The organism is Corallococcus caeni, assembly GCF_036245865.1.
Classification (GTDB): Bacteria; Myxococcota; Myxococcia; order Myxococcales; family Myxococcaceae; genus Corallococcus; species Corallococcus caeni.
On sequence record NZ_BTTW01000001.1, the window covers coordinates 735424 to 758068 of the forward strand.

The 22645-nt window shown below is 68.6% G+C and carries 27 protein-coding genes; 6 read left to right on the plus strand and 21 right to left on the minus strand.

Going from position 1 to position 22645, the window contains the following annotated elements:
* Positions 1-6: 6 nt before the first annotated feature.
* Positions 7-1068 (plus strand): tetratricopeptide repeat protein, encoded by a 1062-nt coding sequence (locus AABA78_RS03040; RefSeq protein ID WP_338261543.1) that lies wholly within the window; start codon positions 7-9, stop codon positions 1066-1068.
* A 27-nt stretch (positions 1069-1095) separates the two neighbouring features.
* Positions 1096-2151 (plus strand): FHA domain-containing protein, encoded by a 1056-nt coding sequence (locus AABA78_RS03045; RefSeq protein WP_338261544.1) that lies wholly within the window; start codon positions 1096-1098, stop codon positions 2149-2151.
* A 96-nt stretch (positions 2152-2247) separates the two neighbouring features.
* Here the strand turns inward: AABA78_RS03045 and sctV are convergent, their stop codons facing one another.
* Positions 2248-4374: a type III secretion system export apparatus subunit SctV gene (gene sctV / locus AABA78_RS03050; protein WP_338261545.1), complete on the minus strand. Its 2127-nt coding sequence runs from the start codon at positions 4372-4374 to the stop codon at positions 2248-2250.
* A gap of 86 nt (positions 4375-4460) precedes the next feature.
* Positions 4461-4928, minus strand: a complete 468-nt coding sequence (locus tag AABA78_RS03055; RefSeq protein WP_171421842.1) for a tetratricopeptide repeat protein — start codon at positions 4926-4928, stop codon at positions 4461-4463.
* A 272-nt stretch (positions 4929-5200) separates the two neighbouring features.
* Here AABA78_RS03055 and AABA78_RS03060 point away from each other — a divergent pair, with 272 nt between their 5' ends.
* The 4 genes from AABA78_RS03060 to AABA78_RS03075 all read left to right on the plus strand — a co-directional run bounded on the left by AABA78_RS03060 (position 5201) and on the right by AABA78_RS03075 (position 6746).
* The gene (locus AABA78_RS03060) at positions 5201-5425 is read left to right on the plus strand and encodes a hypothetical protein (protein WP_171421843.1); all 225 of its coding nucleotides are present in this window, start codon (positions 5201-5203) and stop codon (positions 5423-5425) included.
* 217 nt (positions 5426-5642) lie between these two features.
* The gene (locus AABA78_RS03065; RefSeq protein WP_171421843.1) at positions 5643-5867 is read left to right on the plus strand and encodes a hypothetical protein; all 225 of its coding nucleotides are present in this window, start codon (positions 5643-5645) and stop codon (positions 5865-5867) included.
* 211 nt (positions 5868-6078) lie between these two features.
* Positions 6079-6303, plus strand: a complete 225-nt coding sequence (locus AABA78_RS03070; RefSeq protein ID WP_171421843.1) for a hypothetical protein — start codon at positions 6079-6081, stop codon at positions 6301-6303.
* Between the two features lie 218 nt (positions 6304-6521).
* Entirely contained in the window at positions 6522-6746 is a 225-nt protein-coding gene (locus AABA78_RS03075) for a hypothetical protein (protein ID WP_171421844.1), read from the plus strand.
* 143 nt (positions 6747-6889) lie between these two features.
* Here the strand turns inward: AABA78_RS03075 and AABA78_RS03080 are convergent, their stop codons facing one another.
* From AABA78_RS03080 to AABA78_RS03170, 19 genes are all read right to left on the minus strand, one after another.
* Positions 6890-7684 carry a carboxypeptidase-like regulatory domain-containing protein gene (locus tag AABA78_RS03080; protein WP_338261546.1) on the minus strand — a complete coding sequence of 265 codons (795 nt, stop codon included), beginning with the start codon at positions 7682-7684 and terminating at the stop codon, positions 6890-6892.
* A 216-nt stretch (positions 7685-7900) separates the two neighbouring features.
* Entirely contained in the window at positions 7901-8275 is a 375-nt protein-coding gene (locus tag AABA78_RS03085) for a hypothetical protein (RefSeq protein WP_207055667.1), read from the minus strand.
* Positions 8276-8394: 119 nt separating this feature from the next.
* Positions 8395-8985, minus strand: a complete 591-nt coding sequence (locus AABA78_RS03090) for a hypothetical protein (protein WP_171420311.1) — start codon at positions 8983-8985, stop codon at positions 8395-8397.
* Positions 8986-9107: 122 nt separating this feature from the next.
* Entirely contained in the window at positions 9108-9584 is a 477-nt protein-coding gene (locus AABA78_RS03095; RefSeq protein WP_171420310.1) for a SycD/LcrH family type III secretion system chaperone, read from the minus strand.
* A gap of 3 nt (positions 9585-9587) precedes the next feature.
* Positions 9588-10070 carry a hypothetical protein gene (locus AABA78_RS03100; RefSeq protein WP_120558041.1) on the minus strand — a complete coding sequence of 161 codons (483 nt, stop codon included), beginning with the start codon at positions 10068-10070 and terminating at the stop codon, positions 9588-9590.
* A 47-nt stretch (positions 10071-10117) separates the two neighbouring features.
* Positions 10118-10402 carry an EscU/YscU/HrcU family type III secretion system export apparatus switch protein gene (locus AABA78_RS03105; protein WP_171420309.1) on the minus strand — a complete coding sequence of 95 codons (285 nt, stop codon included), beginning with the start codon at positions 10400-10402 and terminating at the stop codon, positions 10118-10120.
* Positions 10403-10412: 10 nt separating this feature from the next.
* Positions 10413-11495, minus strand: a complete 1083-nt coding sequence (gene sctU, locus AABA78_RS03110) for a type III secretion system export apparatus subunit SctU (protein ID WP_338261547.1) — start codon at positions 11493-11495, stop codon at positions 10413-10415.
* 19 nt (positions 11496-11514) lie between these two features.
* A complete protein-coding gene (locus AABA78_RS03115) occupies positions 11515-12333 on the minus strand; it encodes a flagellar biosynthetic protein FliR (protein ID WP_338261548.1) in 819 nt (272 codons plus the stop codon).
* The gene (fliQ, locus tag AABA78_RS03120; RefSeq protein ID WP_171420306.1) at positions 12330-12596 is read right to left on the minus strand and encodes a flagellar biosynthesis protein FliQ; all 267 of its coding nucleotides are present in this window, start codon (positions 12594-12596) and stop codon (positions 12330-12332) included. Before fliQ ends, AABA78_RS03115 begins: the two co-directional genes overlap by 4 nt.
* Positions 12597-12612: 16 nt before the next feature.
* Positions 12613-13440 carry a type III secretion system export apparatus subunit SctR gene (gene sctR, locus AABA78_RS03125; RefSeq protein WP_338261549.1) on the minus strand — a complete coding sequence of 276 codons (828 nt, stop codon included), beginning with the start codon at positions 13438-13440 and terminating at the stop codon, positions 12613-12615.
* A gap of 10 nt (positions 13441-13450) precedes the next feature.
* Positions 13451-14104 carry a flagellar biosynthetic protein FliO gene (locus AABA78_RS03130; protein ID WP_338261550.1) on the minus strand — a complete coding sequence of 218 codons (654 nt, stop codon included), beginning with the start codon at positions 14102-14104 and terminating at the stop codon, positions 13451-13453.
* A 102-nt stretch (positions 14105-14206) separates the two neighbouring features.
* Positions 14207-15556, minus strand: coding sequence for a type III secretion system cytoplasmic ring protein SctQ (gene sctQ / locus AABA78_RS03135; protein WP_338261551.1), 1350 nt, complete (start codon positions 15554-15556; stop codon positions 14207-14209).
* On the minus strand, positions 15553-16470 hold the full coding sequence (locus AABA78_RS03140; protein WP_338261552.1) for a flagellar hook-length control protein FliK: 918 nt from the start codon (positions 16468-16470) through the stop codon (positions 15553-15555). Before AABA78_RS03140 ends, sctQ begins: the two co-directional genes overlap by 4 nt.
* Positions 16471-16506: 36 nt before the next feature.
* The gene (locus AABA78_RS03145) at positions 16507-16995 is read right to left on the minus strand and encodes a flagellar assembly protein FliH (RefSeq protein WP_338261553.1); all 489 of its coding nucleotides are present in this window, start codon (positions 16993-16995) and stop codon (positions 16507-16509) included.
* A 62-nt stretch (positions 16996-17057) separates the two neighbouring features.
* On the minus strand, positions 17058-18371 hold the full coding sequence (gene sctN / locus AABA78_RS03150) for a type III secretion system ATPase SctN (protein WP_171420300.1): 1314 nt from the start codon (positions 18369-18371) through the stop codon (positions 17058-17060).
* Between the two features lie 44 nt (positions 18372-18415).
* Entirely contained in the window at positions 18416-19093 is a 678-nt protein-coding gene (locus AABA78_RS03155; RefSeq protein WP_171420299.1) for a FliH/SctL family protein, read from the minus strand.
* A gap of 24 nt (positions 19094-19117) precedes the next feature.
* Positions 19118-21172 carry a hypothetical protein gene (locus tag AABA78_RS03160; RefSeq protein ID WP_338261554.1) on the minus strand — a complete coding sequence of 685 codons (2055 nt, stop codon included), beginning with the start codon at positions 21170-21172 and terminating at the stop codon, positions 19118-19120.
* A 113-nt stretch (positions 21173-21285) separates the two neighbouring features.
* A complete protein-coding gene (locus tag AABA78_RS03165) occupies positions 21286-22107 on the minus strand; it encodes a type III secretion protein (RefSeq protein ID WP_120528166.1) in 822 nt (273 codons plus the stop codon).
* A gap of 110 nt (positions 22108-22217) precedes the next feature.
* Positions 22218-22619, minus strand: coding sequence for an EscF/YscF/HrpA family type III secretion system needle major subunit (locus tag AABA78_RS03170; RefSeq protein ID WP_171421759.1), 402 nt, complete (start codon positions 22617-22619; stop codon positions 22218-22220).
* Between the last annotated feature and the right edge of the window lie 26 nt (positions 22620-22645).

Consider the following 22645-nt stretch of genomic DNA (forward strand, 5'->3'; position numbering starts at 1 on the left):
CCGGCCATGCGTCTTCGCCGCCTCTTCCTCACGCTGACCGCCGCCGCCTCCCTCTCCACCACCGCCTGCCTCAGCACGCCGCCGCCGCACGAGCGGGCGCTCATCAACAATGAGCTGTGCGCGCAGGAGATGGCCAACGGGGACCTGCAGAAGGCGGAGACCTACTGCAACCTGGGCCTGGAGTTCTCCCCCCAGTACGCGGACCTGTGGGCCAACAAGGGCCTCATCGCCATGTACTCGGGCAACAAGGGCAAGGCGAAGGAGTTCTTCATCAAGGCCCTGCGCTTCAACCAGGAGCACCTTCAGGCCTACCAGAACCTGGGCGTCCTCTACCTGGAGGAAGGCGCCTACGGAAAGGCCCACGACAACTTCAAGCGGGCCCTGCAGGTGAACCCGGACAACCTGGAGTCGCGCTACGACCTGGGCCTCACCTACATGAAGATGGACAAGAAGAAGGAGGCCCGGAAGGAGTTCGACACGCTGCTCGCGGTCAACCCCAACGTGGCCAACGCCCATCACAACCTCGGCATCATGGCCTACGAGGACAAGGACCTGGAGACTGCCTTCGAGCACATCTCCCAGGCCGCCCAGCTCACCCCGGACTCCGCGGAGGTGTGGCACGACCTGGGCACCGTCCTCATGGAGCAGAGCCGCTTCGCGGAGGCCCGCGAGGCCTTTGGCAACTGCGCCCGCCTGGATGAGAAGAACTCCAGCTGCCTGAACAACCTGGCCGTCGCCCAGCGCAAGGTGGCCCTCACGGACTCCGCCCTCAAGGAGTTGAAGGACACCCAGACGGCGGAGAACAGCGCCCCGGCCATGTACCTGCTCGCGCGCCAGTACCGCGAGAAGGGCCTGCTCACCGAAGAGGAAGCCGCCTACCGCAAGTGCGTGAAGCTGGACGCCAAGTTCGCGCCCTGCCACTTCGGCCTCTTCCAGATCTTCAACGAGGCCCACAAGCAGACCCACGCGCAGACGGCGTGCAAGAACTTCATGAAGTTTGGTACCTCCGAGGAATTCCCCACCGAGTACACGACGTGTGAGAGATTCCTCGCCAACGACTCGTTCTAGCCGTCCCCCTGGGTAGCGACACACGCGATGAGCGTCCGTCTGACCGTCACACAGCGCAGCGAGGCCGGAGGCGCCTCGGGCAAAGAGGTCGTCCTCGACGACTCCGTCATCACCCTGGGGCGGGACAAGACCTGCCAGGTGGTGCTTCCGCAGCAGGCGGTGTCGCGCAACCACGCGCGCATCATCCAGGAGGGGACCCTCTACTTCCTGGAGGACCTGGGCAGCGCCTACGGCACGAAGATCAACGGCAAGGTGCTCCCCAAGGGAGAGAAGGAGCTGCTGCGCAACGGCGACGTCATCGCCATCGCGCAGTACGACGTCCGCTTCGACAAGGTCGTGGAGATCGCCCCTGACGTCAGCGACAAGACGTCCTTCCTCGCACGCGGCGCCTTGAAGGACGCGATGCGCGGCCTCTCCGGCGGCGAGGAGCGCTTCCTGCGCTACATGAACGGCCCGCGCGAGGGCCAGCGCATCGAAATCTCCGAGGCCCAGGAGCACGTCTTCGGCCGCGACGAGAAGGAAGCCGACGTCATCCTCAAGGACGACCTCGTCTCCCGAAAGCACGCCAAGGTGCGCCGGGACTGGTCCGGCACGCACGTGGAGGACCTGGGCAGCCGCAACGGCATCAAGGTCAACAAGAAGCGGGTGAACCGCAAGGCGCTCAAGGACGGCGACGAGCTGGAGATTGGCGCCACCCGCTTCGTCTACGTGGACCCCGCCGAGCCGCCCGACGAGCCGGCGGTGAGCCTCTCCGCGGAGAGCTCCGTCGTCGCCCCGGCGCCCTCGCCGCCGCGCCCCTCCCCGCCCCGCCGCGAGGAGCCGCCCCCGCCGGAGCCCGAACCGGAGCCCGAGCCCGCCCCCGCGCCACCGGAGGAGCCCGCCCCTTCCGAGGAGGGCTCCGCCTCCTCCGAGGAGCCGCAGCCCGACGGCGGCGAGGACGCGCCCATGCCGGAGCCGGAACCCGAGCCCGCCCCGGCCGTGTCCGCGCTCGCGGACAAGAAGAAGCTCGTCCCGCTCATCGTGATGGGCGTGGTGGGGCTGAGCTTCCTGGTGTTGATGATCGCCGTGCTCGCGGGCGCCTGAGCCGCGTCCCCGGCGCACCTCGCGCGCCACGGCGTCCTCCTGAAACGACAAAGGCCCCCGCCGAAAGACGGGGGCCTTCGTCTTTCCGGCGCGGGACTACCGGCCGGAGGAGATGCGCGCCACCGGCTGGATGTTCAGCTCGGGGGACAGCTCCTGGTAGCTGAGGATGGAGAACGAGGGGTTGAACTCGTACTCCAGCAGCTTGCGCACGTAGCGGCGGATGTCCATGGCCGTGAGGATGACGGGGCGCTGGGCGCTGGGCGGCAGGTGGCCGCACTCCGAACGCACCGCGCCGACGATCTCCTGGGCGATCTCCGGCTCCAGCGCCAGGTGGGCCCCCGCAGAGGTGCGCTTGATGGAGCTGCGGATGGCCTCCTCGATGTTCGGGTCCAGCAGGTACACCACCAGCGTGCCGGTGCCGCGCGCGTACTTGTGGGAGATGTAGCGGCGCAGCGAGGCGCGGACATGCTCGGTGAGCATGACGTTGTCGGCCTCCACCTGCCCGTACTCCGACAGGGCCTGGAGGATGCCGCGCAGGTCGCGGATGGAGAGCTCCTCCTCCACCAGGCGCCCGAGGATGTCCGTCAGCTTCAGCACGTTGACGATCTTCGGGACCACCTCCTTCACGATGGCCGGGAACGCCTTCTCCAGCTGTTCCAGCATCGTCTGCGTCTCCTGCACGCCCACGAACTCACGGGCGTTCTTCCGCAGCACGGCGGCGGTGTGCAGGATGATGTAGCCGGGCACGTCCCAGGTGGTGAGGCCCGCGGACTCGAGCGTCTCCCGGAACTGCTCGGGCACCCACGCGGCCGGCTGGCGCGTCGCGGGGTTGATGGCCTCGAAGCCGGGGATGTTCATCAGCTTGAGGCGCTCCACCGTGTCGTTCACCAGGATGTGGCCCAGGGTGGCCTGGCCGGTGACGACGGGGACCTCGTTGATTTGAATCTGGTAGGCCCCGGGCGGCAGGCCGCCGTTGCCGCGCGCGCGCACGCCGGGGAAGCGGACGCCCAGCTCCACGAAGAGGCCGTCGCGCATGAACGGGATGAGCTCGAAGAGGAACTTGCCGCCGTCCTGCCGCGAGTCCACGAAGGGCACCAGCGCGTCGGACACCTCCAGCACGATGGGCGTGACGACGGGGATGAACAGCTCCGAGTCCGGGTTGAGCTGCTCCTTGGGCGGAGGCTCGGCGGACACCGGCGTGCCGAAGCTGGACTCCATGGCGGGGCCCGCCTCCTCGGCGGCCAGCGCCTCGTCGCGCTTGCGCATCATCGAGTACGCGCCGAAGCCCGCGCCCGCGCCCAGCAGGAAGAAGGGAATCTTGGGGAGGCCGGGGATGAGGCCCAGGCCGATGAGCATGGCCGCGGCGATGGCGATGGCCTTCGGGAAGGCGGTGAGCTGCGAGCCCACGTCCTTGCCCAGGTGCGCGCCCTCTTCCTCGCCGCCCACGCGCGTCACCAGGATGCCGGCGCAGGTGGAGATGAGGATGGCGGGGATCATGCCCACCAGACCGTCGCCGATGGTGAGCAGCGTGTACTTCTGCGCGGCGTCACCGGCGGACATCCCCTTCTGGGTCACGCCAATGATGAGGCCGCCCACGATGTTGATGACCGTGATGATGATGGACGCGATGGCGTCGCCCTTCACGAACTTCATCGCGCCGTCCATGGCGCCGAAGAGCTGGCTCTCACGCTCCAGGTCGCGGCGCTTCTTCTTCATCTGGTCCTGATCAATCACACCCGCGCGCAGGTCCGCGTCGATGGACATCTGCTTGCCGGGCATCGCGTCCAGGGTGAAGCGCGCGGCCACTTCCGCGACGCGCTCCGAGCCCTTGGAGATGACGATGAAGTTCACCACCACCAGGATGAGGAAGAGGATGGCGCCGACGACGAAGTTGCCCTGCACCACGAAGTTACCGAACGCCACCACCACTTCGCCCGGGTCACCGGTGAGCAGGATGAGTCGCGTGGTGGAGATGGTCAGCGACAGACGGAACATCGTCGTGATCAGCAGGATCGTCGGGAACGACGACAGGTACAGCGCGCTGGGCACGTAGAGGGAGATGAGGAGCAGGATCACCGAGAGGCTGATGTTCAGCGTCAGCAATACGTCCAGGATGATCGTCGGCAGCGGGACGATCATCATCGCGACGATGGCCACGACGACCACGGCCAGGACGATGTCGGAGTACTTGTTCAGGAAGCTGTTCGGATCGGCGTTGGCCATCGGCGGCGCCATCCTAATCCGTGGCCGCCCCCGAGCCCAAGGGGGGGCCATCCCTCCCCTGTCCGGAGAGGGAGCCTGCGGTCAGCCTACGAGCGGTCCTCGGGGGCTTCGGCTTCCGAAGCCTCGTCCGAGCTCTCCAGGGCCGCGGCGGCCAGCATGCGCGCACGACGGCTCAAGGGGTCCTTGTCCTCGGGGTCCAGCGACACGGCGTTCTGGAAGTCGCGGGCCGCTTCCATCGTCCGGCCCTGGCGCAGGAACGCCTCCCCCCGGTTGACGAAGGGCGTGATGTCGGTGGGATCCAGCTCGATGGCGCGGTTGAAGCACGCCACGGCGGAGTCCAGGTCTTCCAGCGCCAGGTGACAGGCGCCCAGGGCGGTCTGGAAGTAGGCCTCGCCCGCGTCCATGGCGGAGAGCTTCTCGAAGATGGCCAGCGACTCGCTGAAGTTCCCGTCCTGGAAGAGATTGAAGCCCTCCGTGGCCCGTTCGAGCATCTCCGGTCCAGACAGGGGCTTCTCGTTGTCGTTCGACACCGGAGCCTTGGATTCGGTCGTCATCAGCGCGGGTCCCTCAGAGGGAGGACAGGAAGTCGTGCTCCGGAAACCGCCTCTTGAGGGACGGGAGGGGTGCCGGGCGCGGACACTTTAAGCTGTTATCGGCAGAACCTTCAAAGAGGGTGCGTCCGCACGCCCACGTCCGGACCTCGCGCCCTGCTCCCGGGTAGGAAAATGATCGGAAAATGGGGACGAAACTTCCGGCCCCTGATCCGCCATAATCCTTTTGTAAGCAGCTTCGCGGTACCCACCCGCCTCAACCTTCGGAGTCTCCCATGAACGCTGACGTCGCCGGCTCTGCAGTTCGTTCCGCTTTCAACGCCTCGCAGGAGCTGAACGAGACCGAGTCCGCCACCCTGAAGGGCCTCAAGGGTGACGACCTGACCCGCGCCAAGGCGCAGCTGATGCTCCAGAAGCAGCAGGAGGCCGCTGCCTTCGCCTCCAACATCATGAAGAAGCTGAGCGACATCGCCATGTCGATCATCGGCAACACCAAGTAATTCCGCCGCTTTCCCGGGCGTACGAGAGCCGGTCCTCCTTCGCGGGAGGCCGGCTCTTCGCTTTTGCGGGCTCGTGCGCCCCGCGGCCACCGCGCCCCACCAGGGCGGGGAAAAATCAGGAAGAAAAGGCCGGAGGAAACTCCGGAATGCTCACCCGGATAATCCTTTTGTAAGCAGCTTCGCGGTACCCACCCGCTTCCAACCTTCGGAGTCTCCCATGAACGCTGACGTCGCCGGCTCTGCAGTTCGTTCCGCCTTCAACGCCTCCCAGGAGCTGAACGAGACCGAGTCCGCCACCCTGAAGGGCCTCAAGGGTGACGACCTGACCCGCGCCAAGGCGCAGCTGATGCTCCAGAAGCAGCAGGAGGCCGCCGCGTTCGCCTCCAACATCATGAAGAAGCTGAGCGACATCGCCATGTCGATCATCGGCAACACCAAGTAATTCCGCCGCTTTTTCCGGGCGCACGAGAGCCGGTCCTCCTTCGCGGGAGGCCGGCTCTTCGCTTTTGCGGGCTTTCTCGGAGGCCCCCCCTGGATCCCCGGGGAAAATTCGGGAGAAAATAGGGGTGAGGAAACTCTTCGGCCCTGCCCCGGATAATCCTCTTTGTAAGCAGCTTCGCGGTACCCACCCGCACCAACCCTCGGAGTCTCCCATGAACGCTGACGTCGCCGGCTCTGCAGTTCGTTCCGCCTTCAACGCCTCGCAGGAGCTGAACGAGACCGAGTCCGCCACCCTGAAGGGCCTCAAGGGTGACGACCTGACCCGCGCCAAGGCGCAGCTGATGCTCCAGAAGCAGCAGGAGGCCGCTGCCTTCGCCTCCAACATCATGAAGAAGCTGAGCGACATCGCCATGTCGATCATCGGCAACACCAAGTAATTCCGCCGCTTTTTCCGGGCGCACGAGAGCCGGTCCTCCTTCGCGGGAGGCCGGCTCTTCGCTTTTGCGGGCTCGTGCGCCCCGCGGCCACCGCGCCCCACCAGGGCAGGGAAAAATCAGGAAGAAAAGGCCGGAGGAAACTCCGGAATGCTCGCCCGGATAATCCTTTTGTAAGCAGCTTCGCGGTACCCACCCGCTTCCAACCTTCGGAGTCTCCCATGAACGCTGACGTCGCCGGCTCTGCAGTTCGCTCCGCTTTCAACGCCTCGCAGGGTCTGAACGAGACCGAGTCCGCCACCCTGAAGGGCCTCAAGGGTGACGACCTGACCCGCGCCAAGGCGCAGCTGATGCTCCAGAAGCAGCAGGAGGCCGCCGCCTTCGCCTCCAACATCATGAAGAAGCTGAGCGACATCGCCATGTCGATCATCGGCAACACCAAGTAATTCCGCCGCTTTCCCGGGCGTACGAGAGCCGGTCCTCCTTCACGGGAGGCCGGCTCTTCGCCTTTGCGGGCCGCGGTCACCGCGCCGCCTGGCCGGAGGGACGCTGGCTCCATCCCTCCCGCCAGGCGTCCACGGCAGCGGACTCAGGGTTCCGGCAGCTCGGCGTTCAGCTCGATCGAGTGCCGGCCGATGAGGACGCTCTCGAAGTCCGCCGTCACGGAGCTGGCGTACTGGCCGGTGTCCCGGATGCGCACCTGCATCGGACGAGGCGACTTCCCGGTCTGCACGTAGCGCGCGGACATCGTGTACCGGCCCACCGGCACATCCGTCACGGAATCCCCGTCCGCCGTGCGCACCAGCTTCTGGGTGATGGGCTGCCCGTCGGTGCCGTCCACCAGCTTTCCGCTGGGGGTCAGCGTCAGCTCGATGTCCTCGCTGGTGATGGGCGAGCTCGGATCCGCCGGGTCCGTGAACTGATCCACGTACACCGTCACCCGCCCACCGTAGTAGCCCTGGTCATCCGGGCGCTTCCCCGTGAGCTTCCACGTGAAGTTGCGCACCGCCCCTTCGTTTCCGGCGAAGACGTTGTCGTCGTTCGGATCCAGGTCGAAGGTGTACTCCTTCCCGTTGTACTGCCGCTTCACGACGGCGCTGGCGTGCCAGGTGCCGGTCGGACGGCTCGTGTCCACGCGGTACGTCCCATCCGAGCCCGAGGTCGTCTGGACGTTGGAGTCGTAGAACTGGGTGTTGTCCGCGGTGATGATCGCGCCCGCGAGCGGTTGGCCCTGCGTGTCCAGCACCTTGCCGGACAGATAGCCCGTCTGCGGCGTCCCTCCCCCACCGTCGTCCTTGCCGCCACCACTGTCCTTGCTGCAGCCACCCACCACGCCCATCAACCCCACCAGGCTCCAGGCCACTGCGTTTCGCGTCCAGCGCATCCGCGTCCTCCTTGGGTTTCCGCTCCGTTCCGGCGCCAGTCCCTGAAGAGCCGGTCGCCCCGCCTAGGTTCTACCGGAGAAACCGGGGCGCCAGTCCCCCTTTCAAGCCGGAGGCCAGCGCCCGCCCGCTAGCCTGCCCCGCAAAGCACGACTGCCGCCCGCCACCCCTGGGTGGACCGGACGGCAGCGCGGGCTACGGCACATACAGGGGACGACTCAGCCCCACATGTCCCGGATGAGCTCCTTGCGGCGGGACATCAGCTTCTTGAAGAAGTTGTCGTCGCGCATCTTCTCGAAGCCGGCGTTGGTCTCGTTCTTGGAGGCGCTCTCCTCCGCCTTCGCCTTGATCTCCTCGGGCGTGGCGTTGGGGTTCTCCTTCATGAACGTCTCCATCTCCTCGGCGACCTTCTCCTTCACCTTGTCGATGCGGCCCTCGCCCAGGTAGCTCGTCTTGCCCTCGTCCTCCTTCATGCGGGCAACGGACGCGTTGATGGCGTCCTGGACGGCCTGCTGCTTCTGGGCTTCCGTGTTGGTCGACTGCTTGCGCTGCGCGCCGCTGCCCGCGCCGACACCATTCACTCCACCAGCCATGGGGGAACTCCGTAGGAAGGAAGTTGAATCTTGAGGTGATTATCCGCCGACGGGACGAGAAGTTGCGTGCGCGGAACAGGGGGCAGCCCGAAAGCGAGCCCCCCGCCGCGGAGGGCCGGCTAGCCCTTGAGCTTGCCCAGGGCCGGGTTCTTCATCCACGCCTTGAAGGACTCCATGTCCTTCTGAACTTCCTGCGCGTCCGGGGGCTTGGCGGCGGCGACCGAGGGCGGCGGCGGCACGTCGCCGGTGAGGACGGCGCGCTTCTTCGCGGCGCTGGAGCTCTCGAAGGCGTCCTTCACCTTCCCCTGGGCCGGCGCTCCGGCGGCCGGAGCCGTGGCGGCCGGCGCGGCGGCGGCGGCCGGGGGGCTGTCGAAGCCACGCGAGGAGATGTACTCCTGCATCCACTCGACGGCGTTGATGAGCACCGCGGGCATGTCCGCCGCCAGCTTCGGGTTCTTCTCCGCCTCCTTGAGGTGACGGTTGAAGGCCGTCTTCACGTCCTCGTAGAGGTTCATGTTCAGCTGCGCGCCGTCCTTCGTGTTCGCGAGCAGCTCGGACATCTTCCGAAGCACCGCCTGCAGGGTCCCCGTCGCGGTCTTCGCGGCCGCGTCCAGACCCGAGATGAGGCCGTCGCGCTTCTTGGTCACCTCTTCGGGCGCCGCCGGCGGCATCGTGGCGGGGACTCGCGGATCAGGGTTCGGGGTCGTCATTGTGCTGTCCTTTGGGTAGGAGAGAAATGGATGACATGAAACACCCTAGCAGAAGATCCGGGGTGCCTAAAAACACCTGAAGGTCCTCAAGCCCCGGAATCCCGAGCCGCGGCGCGCGACCGCTAACGGCGGGTGAGCGCGCTGACCATGGCTCCGGCCTTGCGCACCACGGGATCATCCACCGGCGTCATCGCCGCGGCGCGGCGAAGGTCCTCCAGCGCCTGCGGCTTCTGGCCCATGGCCAGCTTCACCTCGGCGCGGCCCACGTAGACGGCCGGGTCCTGCGGGGCCAGCTTCGCGGCCACGTCGAAGGCGGCGAGCGCCCCCTGTCCGTTGCCCGCGGCCATCTCCACCACGCCCAGCGCCTTGGCGAAGTACACGTCCGTGGGGTTGACGGCGTAGAGCCCCTGGAAGAGCGTGCGCGCCTCCGCCACCCGCCCCTGGTAGAAGAAGAAGTAGGCCGTCTTGGCGATGGCGTAGAGCTCGTCGTTGGAATAGCCGCGCACCTCGCGGAGCGTGGCCTTCCCTTCCGCCCAGCGCTGCAGGAGCGCGGTGAGCTTCGCCTCGTCCTGCGGATCTTCGGGGTCCAGCGCCGCCATGCGTCAGTAACCCTCGTCCTTCTGCTCTTCCCACATGCGGCGGATGATCTCCTGCGACTCGGCGCTCACCTGGTCCACCAGGCCGAGCATCGCGGACTCGCGCTGCAGCAGGGCCTTGAGGCGCTCCAGGCGCTCCGGCGGCGCATTCACCTTGGACAGGCCCCGCTCCAGCATGCGGCGCTGCCCGTCGTCCCCGCGGCCGGCGACGCTGGCCAGGTGGGGCCGGTCGCTGAAGCCCTCCAGGTCCGCGTCGTGCCCACCCGGGTGCGGCGGCAGCGGCAGCCGAAGCTCTTCCGAGGAATGCGCGGGCCCGATGAAGTCCAGCAGCGCCGCCGACGGCAGCGACGGGTTCTTGATGTTGCCGGCCTTGCGCGCCTTCTTCGCCCGGTCGAGCTGGGAGGGGTCCACCAGCCGCTCGCGGACACTCCGGGGGCCGCCCCAGGGCCAAAGCGCGGTGCTGGGGGGCTGATTGTTGATTCTGGCCATGGTGGGCCGACTTCAATACAGGTGGGGGGCCCGCGTCCAGCCCCCCTTCAGCGCCCGCCCCCCTGGTGCTCACGCTGGAGCGCGTAGACGAAGTTGAGCACCTCCGCGACGGCGTCGTAGAGCTCCTCGGGGACCTCCTGGCCCACGTCCACCCGGTACAGGGCGTGCGCCAGGGAGACGTTGCGCATCACCGGGATGCCGTACTGCCTGGCAATCTCCCGGATCTTCTCCGCCTTGAGGCGCATCCCCTTGGCCACCACGCGCGGGGCGCCGTCCGCCTTGTTGTCGTACTTGATGGCGATGGCGATGTCCGCCTCTTCGTCGCTGGCCATGGCCTCCTCCTCAGGCGCGCGCCGGGGGCGCCGCGTTCTGCTGTTGCTTCAGCCCGTAGACGAAGTTGAGGACCTCCGCGACCGCGTCGTAGAGCTCCTCGGGGACCTCCTCGCCCACCTCCACTCGCAACAGCGCGTGCGCCAGCGGCACGTTGCGCAGCAGGGGCACGTCGGCTTCCCTCGCCAGCGCCTTGATGCGCTCCGCCTTGGCGTCCATGCCCTTCACCAGCACGCGGGGGGCCCCGTCCTTGTTCTGGTCGTACATCAACGCGACAGCCACGTGGTCCGGGTTGGTGACGATGACGCTCGCGTCCTTCACCGCCTCCATCTGGGCGCCCTCCATGATCTCGTGGTGGAGTTCCTTGCGCTTGGCCTTGTGGTGCGGGTCGCCTTCGCTCTGCTTGTACTCCTTCTTGACCTCCTCCTTCGTCATCATCATGTCCTTCATGTACGACTTGCGCTGCCACCACACGTCGAACACGCCGAAGATGACGAAGAGCAGCACGATGCGCGCGCCCACCCGGTAGATGATCTCCCCCAGGATGGCCATGATGCCGTGCGTGTCCTGCCGGACCGTCTCGATGACCAGGGGCATCGAGTCGCGCACCACGCCGTAGACGACATAGGCGGCGACGGAAATCTTGATGAGGTTCTTGAGCAGTTCGACGAAGGCCTTCTTCGTGAACATGTTCTTCAAGCCCGCGATGGGGTTGAGCTTGTCGAACTTTGGCATGACCGGGTCGATGGTGAAGAGCGACCCGACCTGCAGGAACTCCATCAGCCCGCCCATCGCCGCGGCCCCGGCCGCCACCGGAATCGTGAGGACGGCCAGCGACTTCAACGCCATGTAGAGGATCTGCGACATCGCCAGGTCCAGGCGGTCCGGATGCGCGATGACGTCGAAGGTGAAGAGGAAGAGCGAGGAGATCTCCGCCTCGACCGTGCCCCAGGTGCCCCGGGCGATGCCCAGGCCGGCGACGAGCACGGCGACGCCCGTCAGGTCCTTGCTCTTCCAGACCTGCCCCTTCTTGCGGGAGTCGTCGAGCTTCTTCTGAGACGGTTCCTCTGTTTTGTCGCCACTCTCGTCCGACATGGTGCGGTCCCGGGAGTCCTCAGCCCAGCAGCTGGATGGCCTGCCGCACCATGCGCAGCATGGAGACCATTTCGCCCTGCATGCGGCCGATGATGACGTGGATGGAGACGAAGATGATGAGCACGCTCATCAGCGGTTTGAGCGACATCGCGATGAAGAAGACCTGGATCTGCGGGGCCACGCGGTTGATGGCGCCCATGGCCAGGTCGGTGGCGAAGGCGGCCACCATGCCGGGCCCCGCCAGCGCCAGGCTGATCTTCAGCAGGTTCGCGAAGGAGCGGATCATCAGGTCGAAGAAGGGCCACACGCCACGGCTGAAGTGCGGGAAGCCCTCCAGCGGCACCACGGCCAGGCTTTCCGCGAGCGCCTGGATGATGATGTGGTGTCCGTCCAGCGACAGGAACAGCACCACGCACAGCTGCACCTTGAGGCTGGAGAAGAGCGACACCTGCTGCCCCAGCTGCGGCACGTAGAGCTGGGCGTTGTTGCTGCCCGCCATGGTGTCCATCAAGTTGCCCGCGACACGGGCCGCGTCGAAGACGATGTTGACGATGTACGACAGCGACAGCCCGATGAAGACCTCCTTGAGCAGCAGCCCGATATAGGGGAGCGCGCTCAGGGGAATCTTGTCCATCCGGTCCGCGACGGACGGGAACAACACCACGGACACCATCAGGCCCAGGCCCAGCTTCATCTCCGAGGGAACGACCTCGCCGCCCAGGAACGGGCTGAAGATGAGGATGGGCATCACGCGGCACATGATGAGCGCCACCGTGAAGATGGTGACCGACAGGTTGACCCGAGCACCCAGCTCGGCCATCGCTTCGCCGATGTTCATCTGCCGATGAGCGCCGGGAAGCGGTCGAAGACGTGGAAGGTGAAGCGCAGCAGCTGTCCGCCAATCCACGGGCCCGTCATGGCCAGCACGCCGAAGACGAGGACGACCTTGGGGGCGAACGTGAGCGTCTGCTCCTGGATCTGCGTGGTGGCCTGGAACAGGGCGATGATGAAGCCCACCAGGAGGCTCATGAGCACCGGCGGCGCGGAGACCACGAGCACCAGGAACAGCGCCTCCTGGGTGATGAACGTGAGCTGATTCATGGGAGTACGGGGCTCCTTACAGGTAGCCGATGACCAGGCCCTTGGCGATGAGGTACCAGCCGTCCACGAGCACGAACAACAGCAGCTTGAAGGGCATGGAGATGGTCGTGGGCGACAGCATGTGCATGCCCAGCGCCAGCAGGATGTTGGCCACCACCATGTCGATGACGATGAAAGGTACGAAGAGCAGGAAGCCGATCTGGAAGGCCTCCTTCAGTTCGGACACGACGAAGGCCGGCACGATGACCATGAAGTCGTTCGGGCCGATGTCCTTGCGGTCCTCCTCCTTCCGCATCTTCTTCGCCAGGCTGTAGAAGAGCGTGCGGTCCTTGTTGGTGACCTTCTTCATCAGGAAGTCGCGCAACGGCTCCTTGGACTTGTCCGCGGCCGTCAGCATCGTGCCCACCGTCTCCGAGGAGAAGACGGACGTGCCCCGGTTGATGATGTCCATGCCGGTCGCCCGGTACATGTCCTGACCCACGGGGGCCATGATGTAGACGGTGAGGATGATGGCCAGGCCGGTGATGACCTGCGTGGGGGGAATCTGCTGGGTGCCCAGCGCCGAGCGGACGATGGAGAGCACCACGGAGATCTTCACGAAGCTGGTCACCATCATCAGCGCGAACGGGACCAGGGACATGGCCGCGAGCGCGAGGATGAGGATGAGCGGCTTGGAGGTGAACGAGTCGGTGGCCGCCGCCTCCTTCACCAGTGAATCCGGCAGTGCGTCCCCGCCCTTCTTCGCCGCGGACGCGACGAAGGGGTGCAGGGACACGAGGGCCGCGAAGAGCCAGGGCGGAGCGCGGAACAACAGCGGACGGGCGGCGGGAGACGAACGGTTCACGGGACGGCCTTCAGACGCCCGGCGGCGGCGTGGTGCCACCGGTCCGGCGGGAGAGGAGCTTCTGGAGGAAAGGACTCAGGGAGACCGGCGACGACGGCGGACGCGCGGCTCGGATGCGCTCCACGGCGTCACGGTCCAGCTTCGAAACCAGTTGCACGCCACCCTCGCCGCCACCCACCAGCAGGTACTCGTCCGCGGCCTTCAGGACGAAGAGCGTGCGCCGTTGATCCAACGGGATGCGCTCCATCACCGACACGACCGCCGCCTTGCCCATGGGCACGCCCTGCAACCCCATCAGCCTGCGCAGGCCCACGTTGAGCGTGAGGTAGATGGCCGCGAGCACCGCGCCCAGCAGCGCCACCGTGCGCACCACCACCCAGCCCAGGCTCTCCTGCTCCTCGAGGGGGTCCGGCTCACCGACGCCCAGCTCGCGGTCCAGTTCGTCCGCGTGGCGCTTCGCGCGGGTCGCGCCATCGCTGGCGGCGGGAGCCACCGCGGGAGCCGCTTGCTTCACGGCTTCGGGCGCGGCCGCCTCCGGGGCCGGCGCCGCGACGGAGGCATCCGGCGTGGAGGCCGCGGGCGCCTGCGCCAGGACGGCGGGCGACGCGAAGAGGAGCGCGGCGCCGAGCAACAGGCGCGAGGAGGAGAGACCGAGGACCGCCATGGATGGGCGCGAGCCTAGTTCACCCGAGTCAGGACCGCCACGGGCCCGGGCACGAGCACGCCTCCCTGCCCGCCTGCCCTCTGACGCACGGGCACAGGCGCTTCAGCTCAGGTGGATGATGCGCACACCGAGCTGGCCCTCCAGCTCCACGAGCTCGCCCCGAGCCACGACCTTGCCGTTCACCGACAGGTCCACGGGCTCCCCTGCCCCACGGCGCAGGTCGATGACCTGGCCCGTGCGCAGGCCCACCACCTGTTCGGCCGTGATGGGCACGCGCGCCAGCTCCACCGCCACCTGCAGGGGCAGGTCGCTGAGCAGATCGCTTCCGTCCTTGTCGTCCAATGCCGCCCCTTCGAGTTCCGGAGGAACGCCCAGCTCCGGGTTGGTGAAGTCCTCGTTCTCTTCCGACCCGCCGGACTCCCCACCCTGGGGGTTGCCCGGCTCGCCGGGGATGATGTCCGTGATGCGCGCCCGGTAGCGGCCGTTCTCCACGAACACGTCCGCCGCGAAGTGGCCGGTGCGCCCCAGGCCCAGCCGCAGCTGCGCCGTGCCGGCCTCGCCCCTGTCCGGCCGCGCCGACAGCAGGTCCAGGAGCAGCACGTCCTTGATGCGCAGCGACGCCAGGTCCTGGGCGGACAGCTCCGCCACGCCAATCTCCGCGCGCAGCCAGTCGCGCAGCGCGGACAGGCGCCGCCCGTTGGCCTTCATGTCCTGCCGGCGCTGGTCGCGCCGCTGGGCGCTCTCCACCGCGGGCTCGGCGGCCTCCAGCACCGCCGACGGCACCACCAGCCGCACGATGCCGCGGTGCGTGCCCAGCACCGCGTTCAGGTGCACCGCCAGCATCGGGCCGTCCTCGCCCAGGCGCGCGGAGACCTCGTCCACGCCGCGCGCGACGCCGTCCAGCCGGGGCCGGGGGACGCCGGGCTGCAGCCCGGGCACCAGCTCCTTCAGGGCCTCCAGGACGACGTAGCCCATCACGCCCTCCTCGATGTCCGTCAGGGGCCGCAGGCCCACCGTCTCACCGGCGCCGCCCAGCAGCAGGTCCACCGCCGAGTGCGCCAGCGACAGCTCGATTTCGAGGATGACCCGGCCCTTGAGCGCGCCAGGGGCCAGCACCGCCAGGAAGGACGGGTCGCCCAGGAAGCGGCGCAGCTCCGTCATGGGGCGCGCCTGGGCGGACTCCACCGACAGGCGCACGTCCACGTCGAACAGGGCCTTGAGGCGCGCGCAGACTGTCTCCAGCGTGCCCGCGTTGGGCGTGAGCCAGCGCAGCCGCTCCGCCAGCTGGCCCTGCGTGCGCGACACCTTCTCCAGGTGGGAGAAGGCGAACGGCCGCCACGGCATGACCGGCGCGGGAGCCTGCGCGGGCTTCGGGGGCGGTCCCAGCTTCCGGGTGTCGACCAACATGGTGCGCTCGAAGACTCCGGGCTCGTCGTCCGGCTCCAGGCTCATGTCTTCGCCTCGAACCTCAGATTTTCAAGCGCCAGTCCCCGGCCGCCCAGGGCGCTGCGCAGGCCGTCGCTCTGCTCCTCCAGCATCTTCAGCGTGTCGCGGTCGTTGCCGCTGAAGACGGCGGAGATCTTGCCGTTCTTCGCGCTGACCTTGATGGACAGGCCGTTGAGCACGTCGCCGCGCAGGTCGATCTGGAACTCCGCGTTGCCCGCGGCGTTGGTGCCCACGCGCACGCGCTCGACGATCTTCTGGGCGATCTCGTTCGCCATGGCGCGCAGCCGCTCGGAGCCCGCCGTGTCCTTGGGCTTGGCCACCGGCACCGGCGCCATCAGCGCGGGGTTGAAGCGGAAGCCCGCGGCGGCGGCCATCTGCCCGCCCTTGTCGTCCTTCTCCTTGCCGGCTCCGCCGCCCGCGCCCTTGCCACCTCCGGCGTTGACGTCGATCTTCAGCTCGCCCTTCTCCTGGCTCAGCCGGCCGGCCTGTCCCTCGGCCTTGGTCATGTCGCCCTCGCGGACGTCCGTGGAGCGCTTCTCCTCCACGACCTCTGACTTGCGGGCCTCCCCGCCCTTGGACAGGTTCTGCGTCTGGGCGCTGCGCTGGGACTGCTGCGACTGCTGGGCGCCCTGGGTGGTCTCCCCGGGCTTCGCGAAGGGGGTCTCCTTCTGGGCCAGCTTCTCGTCGAACGTCTTGCCCTGGCCCTGCGCGAGGCGCGCCAGCACCTGCTTGCCCAGGGGCTGCTTCAGCTCCTGCGCCTGCTTGGGCTGGGCCTGTTCCGCCTGCCCCTGTTGGACCAGCTTGGAGAAGACGGAGTCGCCCTGCAGGCGCTTCTGGGTCTTCGCCTCCGCGAGCTTGCGCTCCTGGATCATCCGCTCCGCCAAGCGCGCGGCATCGCGATCGTCATCAACTCGGCTCATGGCGTCTCTCCAGACTCGGCGGAAGGCGGCGGGAGGTTACTTGCGCTGGCGGGCCAGGAACAAGGCGCTGCCGATCTCCTCCTGCTGCAACTCCTCCCGGTCCTGGCGCTCCTTTTTCACCTGCTTGATGAACTTCTCCTTGTTCTTCTCGATGGCCTTGAGCTCCTTGGCGGCCTCGGCCATCAGCATGCGGCGCTGCTCCACCAGGCGGCCGGCCGTCCGGACGACCTCCTTCTGGTGTTCAATCTGGAGGGCGACCTGGGCTTCGTCGTCCTTCAGACGCTCCTCGAAGCGGCCCATCATGTTCATGCCGTTGATGCCGGCGCCCTTGGCCATGATCTGCTGGAAGTACTCGGCGACCTTGGCCTTGCGCTCCTTGCGGCGGCGCTCCAGCTCCGCCTCCAGGCGCTTCTGCTCCGCCTCTTCCTTCGCCAGCGCCTTGACGGCGTCGGAGAAGGCCTGCTCGGCCTCCTCCTTCGCCTTCTCACGCATGTCCAGCAACGACTGCAACCGGTACGGGGGCATGGTGGGGGCATCCTACCCAAAAACCGCCCCGTCCATGCAGGCCGGCCGGAAGGCGGCCCGCGTCAGTCCGCGAACAGGTTGATGAGCTGCTCCACGGTCTCCTCATACGGAGAGTTGGAGTGGGTGTCCTGCTTGAGGAAGTCGATGATGGCGTCGTACTTCTCGATGGCGTAGTCCGTCCGGGGGTCCGCGCCGGCCTGGTAGGCGCCCAGCAGGATGAGGTCGCGCTGCTTCTCGTAGGTGGCGAGCGTCTCGCGCAGCTTGCCAGCGGCCTTCTTGTGCTCCTTGCTGACGATGCCGCTCATCACACGGCTGAGGCTCTGGAGCACGTCCATGGCGGGCCACTGGTTTCGCGCGCCCAGTTCACGGTTGAGGATGAAGTGGCCGTCCAGAATACCTCGGACCTCGTCCGCGATGGGGTCCTCCATGTCACCGCCGGCCACGAGGCAGGTGTAGATGGCGGTGCACTTGCCCTTCGCCGAGTTGCCCGTGCGCTCCAGGATGCGCGGCAGCATGGAGAAGACGCTGGGCGGGTAGCCCTGACGCGCCGGGGGCTCACCGATGGCGAGGCCGATGTCGCGCTGGGAGCGCGCCAGACGCGTCACCGTGTCGAGCATGAACAGCACGTTGCCGCCGCGCTCACGGAAGTACTCCGCGATGGCCGTGGCGACGTACGCGGCACGCAGACGCACGAGGGCGGGCTGGTCGGACGTGGCGCACACCAGCACGGCGCGCTTCATGCCCTCCTCGCCCATGGCGTCCTCGATGAACTCGCGCACCTCGCGACCACGCTCGCCGATGAGCGCCACGACGCTCAGGTCCGCTTGCGTGTTGCGGGCAATCTGCCCCATCAGCGTGGACTTGCCGACGCCGGAGCCCGCGAAGAGGCCCACGCGCTGACCCTCGCCCACGGTGAGCAGCCCGTCGATGCAGCGGACTCCCAGGGGCAGCGGCCGCTCGATGCGCTGGCGGGTGAACGGGTCCGGGCAGTCGCGGTCCACGGGCCAGTCGACCAGGCCCTCCCCCTCCAGGGGCATGCCGTCCATGGGCTCGCCGATGCCGCTGAGCACGCGGCCCAGGAGCGCGTCGCCGCACTTGATGGTGAGCGGACGGCCCGTGGGGATGCACTCGCTGTCCGGACCGATGCCGTACAGCTCGCCCAGGGGCATGAGCATCACCTCGTCGCCCACGAAGCCCACGACCTCCGACTTCATCAGGCCGCGCTGGCGGCTCTTGACGAGCACCACCTCGCCGATGCGCACGTTGGGCACGCTCGCCTTGATGACGAGGCCCGTCATTTCGGTCACGCGGCCGCGCACCCGGACGAGGGACGCTTCCTTGATGAGGTCGTAGTAGCGCGAAAGGTCGATGGCCATGGCGGAGTCCTGGAGGCTCTAGGGCGCGGCGCGAGCAGGAAGGCTCAGGGAGGGCCGGGCTTGCGCGCGGTGTCCGGCTGCAGGAGGTTCTGGAGCATCTCCAGCTGCGTGGGCAGCTGCGCGTCCACGGTGCCGAACTCCGTCTGGACGATGCAGCCCACGGGAGCGACCTCCGGGTCCTCCTTGATGGCCAGGTCCACCGTGCGGCCGATGAGCTCCATCAGCACCGGGCGCTTGGCGCGAAGCACCGCGGCCGTCTTCGGGTGCACGCGCAAGACCATGGCGCGCGCGTTGCGCAGGTTGTCGATGGCCGCGGCGCACATGTCCACCAGCAGCTCCGGCTCGCGCTCCAGGTCGCGGCCGAGGATCTTCTCCGTCATCTTCAGCGCCAGCGCGATGATGTCCTGCTCCTGGGACTGGAGCATCTCCCCGGCCTGCATCTTCGCGCGCAGCAGCAGCTCCGTCGCCTGGGCAATGCCTTCCTGCCGGCCCAGGTCCTTCGCCTTGGCGAAGAGCTCCTCCTTCTCGCGCTGGGCCTCGGCGAGGATGCGCTCACGCTCGCGCTGGGCCTCCTCGATGATGCCCTGGGCGCCCTGGCGCGCCTCGAAGACCTCGGCGTTCATCACGCCCGCGCGCGGCGGACGCAGCGCCGGCCGCTCGGACGTGGCGACGACCACCGACTCCGCCAACCCGTCCCCCTTGATTACCTTCCCGATCGCCATGGGCCGCTCCTTGCAGACCGGATGCTAGCGCGTTCCGCCGCGCGGTCCACGCCCTCCCGGACCGCCCGCGTCATCCGGGGCCGGCCGGTCGGTGGGAGGGGGGCGCCTGCGGCCCACCTGGGTTCCCTCCGAGGACCGGGAGGAGGAGGACGCCTGGCTGGAGAGCACGCGCGGGGGACGCTCCGGAGCATCCCCCGGTTCGGGACGCGCCGCGGGACGGGCACCGGTGCGCGAGCGCAGCACCCGGGCCCCGTCGGTGGACTCCCCGGAAGACTCCGGGCGCCGGGGCGCGCGCTCCTCCGCGTCGGCGGGAGGCCGCGCGGGGCGCTCGGCCCGGACGGAGCGGCCCTCGGGCGCGTCCGGCTCCGGCGGGCGTGACGCACCGCGTGCGCCCAACCTCGAGGGCGGCGGGCCAATGCGGGCGCCCTGCGGATCCGGGCGGGCCGGACGCGAGGGCCGGGATGCGTCCGGCTCACGGCGGCTGGGAACAGCCCCGGTCGACGCGCGGGGCGCGGGGCCCACCGACGAGCCTCGATCCACCGGCATCCGGCGGATCTGCGAGCCCCCGGCCTCTCCTTCCGGCGCCCCCGTGGACGCGCGGGGCGCGGGGCCGCGCTCCAGCGGCATCCGGCGGATCTGCGAGCCCCCGGACTCCCCCTCTGGCGCCCCCGTGGACGCACGGGGCGCGGGGCCACGCTCGCGCTCCACCGGCATCCGGCGCATCCGCGAGCCGTTCGCGTCTCCTTCCGGCGAGGCCATGGACGCACGGGGCGCGGGGCCCACCGACGAGCCCCGCTCCTCTCCCGGGGGCGGACGCGGACGTCCACCGGGGGCAGCGCCCGGCCCCGCGTCACGGCTGGACGCCGCACCCGCGCGACGGGCGGCGCGCTCGGCCATGAAGTCGCGCCTGGCGCCGGCATCTCCCGCGGCCTCGTCGTCGGCGGGACCCGCGTCCCGCATGGGCCTGGGAGGCCGGAGCGCGGGCGCACGCGACGGATCCGCGGCGGTGGGACGCTGGGCCTCGCGCGGTGCCGGGGGTGCCGCGGCGGCGGGACGGGCTCCCGGGGCCGGGGCGGCCTTGCGCGCTCCCGGCGGTGGAGGCAGCACGGCGGAGGGGCGCGGCGGCGGCGCCGTCAGGCGGACGGGCCGCTCGATGAGGCCGCGCACGGCCAGCCGCTCCAGGTCCATGACGATGTCGGTGCGGCCGCCATCGCCCCGGGCCGTCGGCCGCGAGCGCTCCTCGCGCACCCACTTCGCCAGCAGGTGGCCGAACTCGCCACGGTGCTTCTCCAGCATGCGCGCGGCGAACTCCGGGGACTGCGCCACGCACGCGCGCGCCAGCCGCTGCACGCCCGCGCTGCGGATGGCCCCGGCCAGGCGGCTGAAGCCTTCGTGCAGGTTGATCTGCGCGCGCGCGTCCTCCTCCGGGAGCTTGCGCGGCGCATTGGCCGCCACGGACTTGCTGGCGAGCTGCAACAGGTCCGGAGGCAGCGACTCCATCAGGCCGTTCAGCTCGCCTTCGGGGAGCCCCGCCAGCGCCGGGCCGAGCACGCGCGCCCCCAGGCGATCACTCACCGTGAGCAGTTCGCGCGTCTGGAGGTTGAGCACGTCCGCGAACTTGAAGCCCGCGGATTGGCCGGCGACCTCGCGCGCCAGCGCCTCCTCCAGCTTCCAGCGGATGATGTCCAGGACCTGGGGCCGCACCTCGCGGGTGAGCTTCACGCGCGAGGGCGGCAGGTGGCCGCGCACGGCCTCCGCCATGTTGCCGGGCAGCGCGCGCAGGGTGACCTCCACCAGGGCCCCGCGCTCGCGCTGGAGCAGCGCCGCCAGCCGCTCCGGATCCGCGGTCCACAGCTGGCCGCGCCGGTCCTTCATCAGGCGCTTGAGCTCCTGCACCACCGCGGGCAGGCGCTTCTCGCGCGGAATCTGGAGGATCTCCTGCGCGCGGTGGCGCAAGAGCGCGCCCTCCTCGTCCGGCAGGTGCTCCAGCGCCGCCATGCTCTCCTGGCCCCCGAAGGTGACCGCGGTGAGCAGCATCATGGTCTGGCGCTTGCTGAGCGAGGTGAAGAAGGAATCCAACGGTCACCTCGCGGGCCCCCAGGTGGCCCGCTGAAGATAGAAGACGTGTCCCCGGCCTGGAGGACACGTCCCGCGGTCCGCCCCAGGAGGGCCGCGGGAAGCGACGTTCGGGACTACTCGGTGCGGCCGCCGCGCGCACGGGCGGGGCGCGCCGCCGCGGCGGGGGCACCGCCACCGGAGCCGCCGCGCATGAAGGTCCACGCGGTGACGCCCATCATCGCCAGGATGAGCGCGAACGCGCCGCCGAGGATCATCTTGAACGTGCTCGCGCTGGCGGCCGTCATGCGAACGCCCAGCACGTCCTGGAGGCGGTTGGTCTCCGTGGTCTCCGCCGTGGGGGCCATGGCCTCCGTCATCAGCACGGTGACGGCCTCCGGCTTGAGCTCCGACACGGAGCTGGCGACGAACTGCTTCACCGCGTCCACCGTGACGGGGGGCTTGCCGCCCTCCACGGTGCGGTACTTGATGAACACGGAGGCCGACGGCATCGGCTTGTTCTCCGGCTGCGACAGGTCGTTGTTCTCCGGCACCATCACGATGGCGCGCGCCTCCAGCACGCCGTCGATCTGGTTGAGCGCGTTGGAGACCTCACCCGCCATGGCCTTGAGGAGCATGGCGCGCTCCTCCGTGGCGGTGGGCACCATGCTGCCCTTGGCGAAGTGGGACAGGCCCTTCTCCACCGGGCGCGGCAGCGAGTTGCGCTTCAACAGCTCCGCGGCCTGGGCGGCGTCGCCCTTGGGGACGACGATGGTGAAGCGCACTTCGTTGCCGCCCTCCGCCTTCTCCTTCTTGGCGTTGATGCCGTTCTTGCTGAGCAGGACGTAGATTTCATTCGCGTCCGCCTCCGTCAGCTCGTGCTGCAGCTCGATGGAGCAGCCGGTGAGGAACAGCAGGGCGAGGAGCGGGGCGGCGTAGACGGACGTTCGGCGAGTCATGGGCGCGCGTAGCTTAACAGGGCCCTTGCAAAACGCGGAAGGGCGCCCCCTCCCGAACCCCGGGAGGGACCGCCCTTCGCATGCCGCCATGGCCCGGCGGGGTGGGGACTTCAGACCTGCGTCTTGACGACGTCCTTCAGGCCGCTGGTGGCCTTCTCGACGACCTTCGAGGTGAGGTCCAGCTCCTGCGAGTACTTGTACATGGACGCCTGGAGACCGAGCAGCTCCGCGTTGGACATGTTCTTGCCGGAGGAGGCCTCCTTGATGAGCTTGTCCATGCTGACCTGGCCCTTCTCAAGGCCGGAGACGAGGTCGGAGACCATGCCGCCCGACTTGGTCGTCTTCGAGGCTTCGGCCTTCGCGTCCACGGGCTCCGCGCCCTTGGCCGTGGCGGGCTGCTGGGCAGCGCCGCTCACCTTGTTCAGGTTGGCCTTCTCCGCCTTGTTGACGGTCTCCACCTGGCGGACGGAGTCCACCTTCTGGGTGGCCTGCGCGGCCTGGGCCTTGTTCACGTTCTGGGCGGCGTCCGCCTGGCCCG

Excerpts from the sequence above, each read along its gene's own strand:
- AABA78_RS03080 (WP_338261546.1), bottom strand. The coding sequence starts at position 7,684 with ATGCGCTGGACGCGAAACGCAGTGGCCTGGAGCCTGGTGGGGTTGATG.
- sctU (WP_338261547.1), bottom strand. The coding sequence starts at position 11,495 with ATGTCGGACGAGAGTGGCGACAAAACAGAGGAACCGTCTCAGAAGAAG.
- AABA78_RS03085 (WP_207055667.1), bottom strand. The coding sequence starts at position 8,275 with ATGGCTGGTGGAGTGAATGGTGTCGGCGCGGGCAGCGGCGCGCAGCGC.
- AABA78_RS03075 (WP_171421844.1), top strand. The coding sequence starts at position 6,522 with ATGAACGCTGACGTCGCCGGCTCTGCAGTTCGCTCCGCTTTCAACGCC.
- sctV (WP_338261545.1), bottom strand. The coding sequence starts at position 4,374 with ATGGCCAACGCCGATCCGAACAGCTTCCTGAACAAGTACTCCGACATC.
- AABA78_RS03115 (WP_338261548.1), bottom strand. The coding sequence starts at position 12,333 with ATGAACATCGGCGAAGCGATGGCCGAGCTGGGTGCTCGGGTCAACCTG.
- AABA78_RS03130 (WP_338261550.1), bottom strand. The coding sequence starts at position 14,104 with ATGGCGGTCCTCGGTCTCTCCTCCTCGCGCCTGTTGCTCGGCGCCGCG.
- AABA78_RS03060 (WP_171421843.1), top strand. The coding sequence starts at position 5,201 with ATGAACGCTGACGTCGCCGGCTCTGCAGTTCGTTCCGCTTTCAACGCC.
- AABA78_RS03140 (WP_338261552.1), bottom strand. The coding sequence starts at position 16,470 with ATGAGCCGAGTTGATGACGATCGCGATGCCGCGCGCTTGGCGGAGCGG.
- AABA78_RS03070 (WP_171421843.1), top strand. The coding sequence starts at position 6,079 with ATGAACGCTGACGTCGCCGGCTCTGCAGTTCGTTCCGCCTTCAACGCC.
- AABA78_RS03055 (WP_171421842.1), bottom strand. The coding sequence starts at position 4,928 with ATGACGACCGAATCCAAGGCTCCGGTGTCGAACGACAACGAGAAGCCC.
- sctQ (WP_338261551.1), bottom strand. The coding sequence starts at position 15,556 with ATGAGCCTGGAGCCGGACGACGAGCCCGGAGTCTTCGAGCGCACCATG.
- AABA78_RS03065 (WP_171421843.1), top strand. The coding sequence starts at position 5,643 with ATGAACGCTGACGTCGCCGGCTCTGCAGTTCGTTCCGCCTTCAACGCC.
- AABA78_RS03165 (WP_120528166.1), bottom strand. The coding sequence starts at position 22,107 with ATGACTCGCCGAACGTCCGTCTACGCCGCCCCGCTCCTCGCCCTGCTG.
- AABA78_RS03145 (WP_338261553.1), bottom strand. The coding sequence starts at position 16,995 with ATGCCCCCGTACCGGTTGCAGTCGTTGCTGGACATGCGTGAGAAGGCG.
- AABA78_RS03095 (WP_171420310.1), bottom strand. The coding sequence starts at position 9,584 with ATGGCGGCGCTGGACCCCGAAGATCCGCAGGACGAGGCGAAGCTCACC.
- AABA78_RS03045 (WP_338261544.1), top strand. The coding sequence starts at position 1,096 with ATGAGCGTCCGTCTGACCGTCACACAGCGCAGCGAGGCCGGAGGCGCC.
- AABA78_RS03090 (WP_171420311.1), bottom strand. The coding sequence starts at position 8,985 with ATGACGACCCCGAACCCTGATCCGCGAGTCCCCGCCACGATGCCGCCG.
- AABA78_RS03100 (WP_120558041.1), bottom strand. The coding sequence starts at position 10,070 with ATGGCCAGAATCAACAATCAGCCCCCCAGCACCGCGCTTTGGCCCTGG.
- fliQ (WP_171420306.1), bottom strand. The coding sequence starts at position 12,596 with ATGAATCAGCTCACGTTCATCACCCAGGAGGCGCTGTTCCTGGTGCTC.
- AABA78_RS03105 (WP_171420309.1), bottom strand. The coding sequence starts at position 10,402 with ATGGCCAGCGACGAAGAGGCGGACATCGCCATCGCCATCAAGTACGAC.
- AABA78_RS03155 (WP_171420299.1), bottom strand. The coding sequence starts at position 19,093 with ATGGCGATCGGGAAGGTAATCAAGGGGGACGGGTTGGCGGAGTCGGTG.
- sctN (WP_171420300.1), bottom strand. The coding sequence starts at position 18,371 with ATGGCCATCGACCTTTCGCGCTACTACGACCTCATCAAGGAAGCGTCC.
- AABA78_RS03040 (WP_338261543.1), top strand. The coding sequence starts at position 7 with ATGCGTCTTCGCCGCCTCTTCCTCACGCTGACCGCCGCCGCCTCCCTC.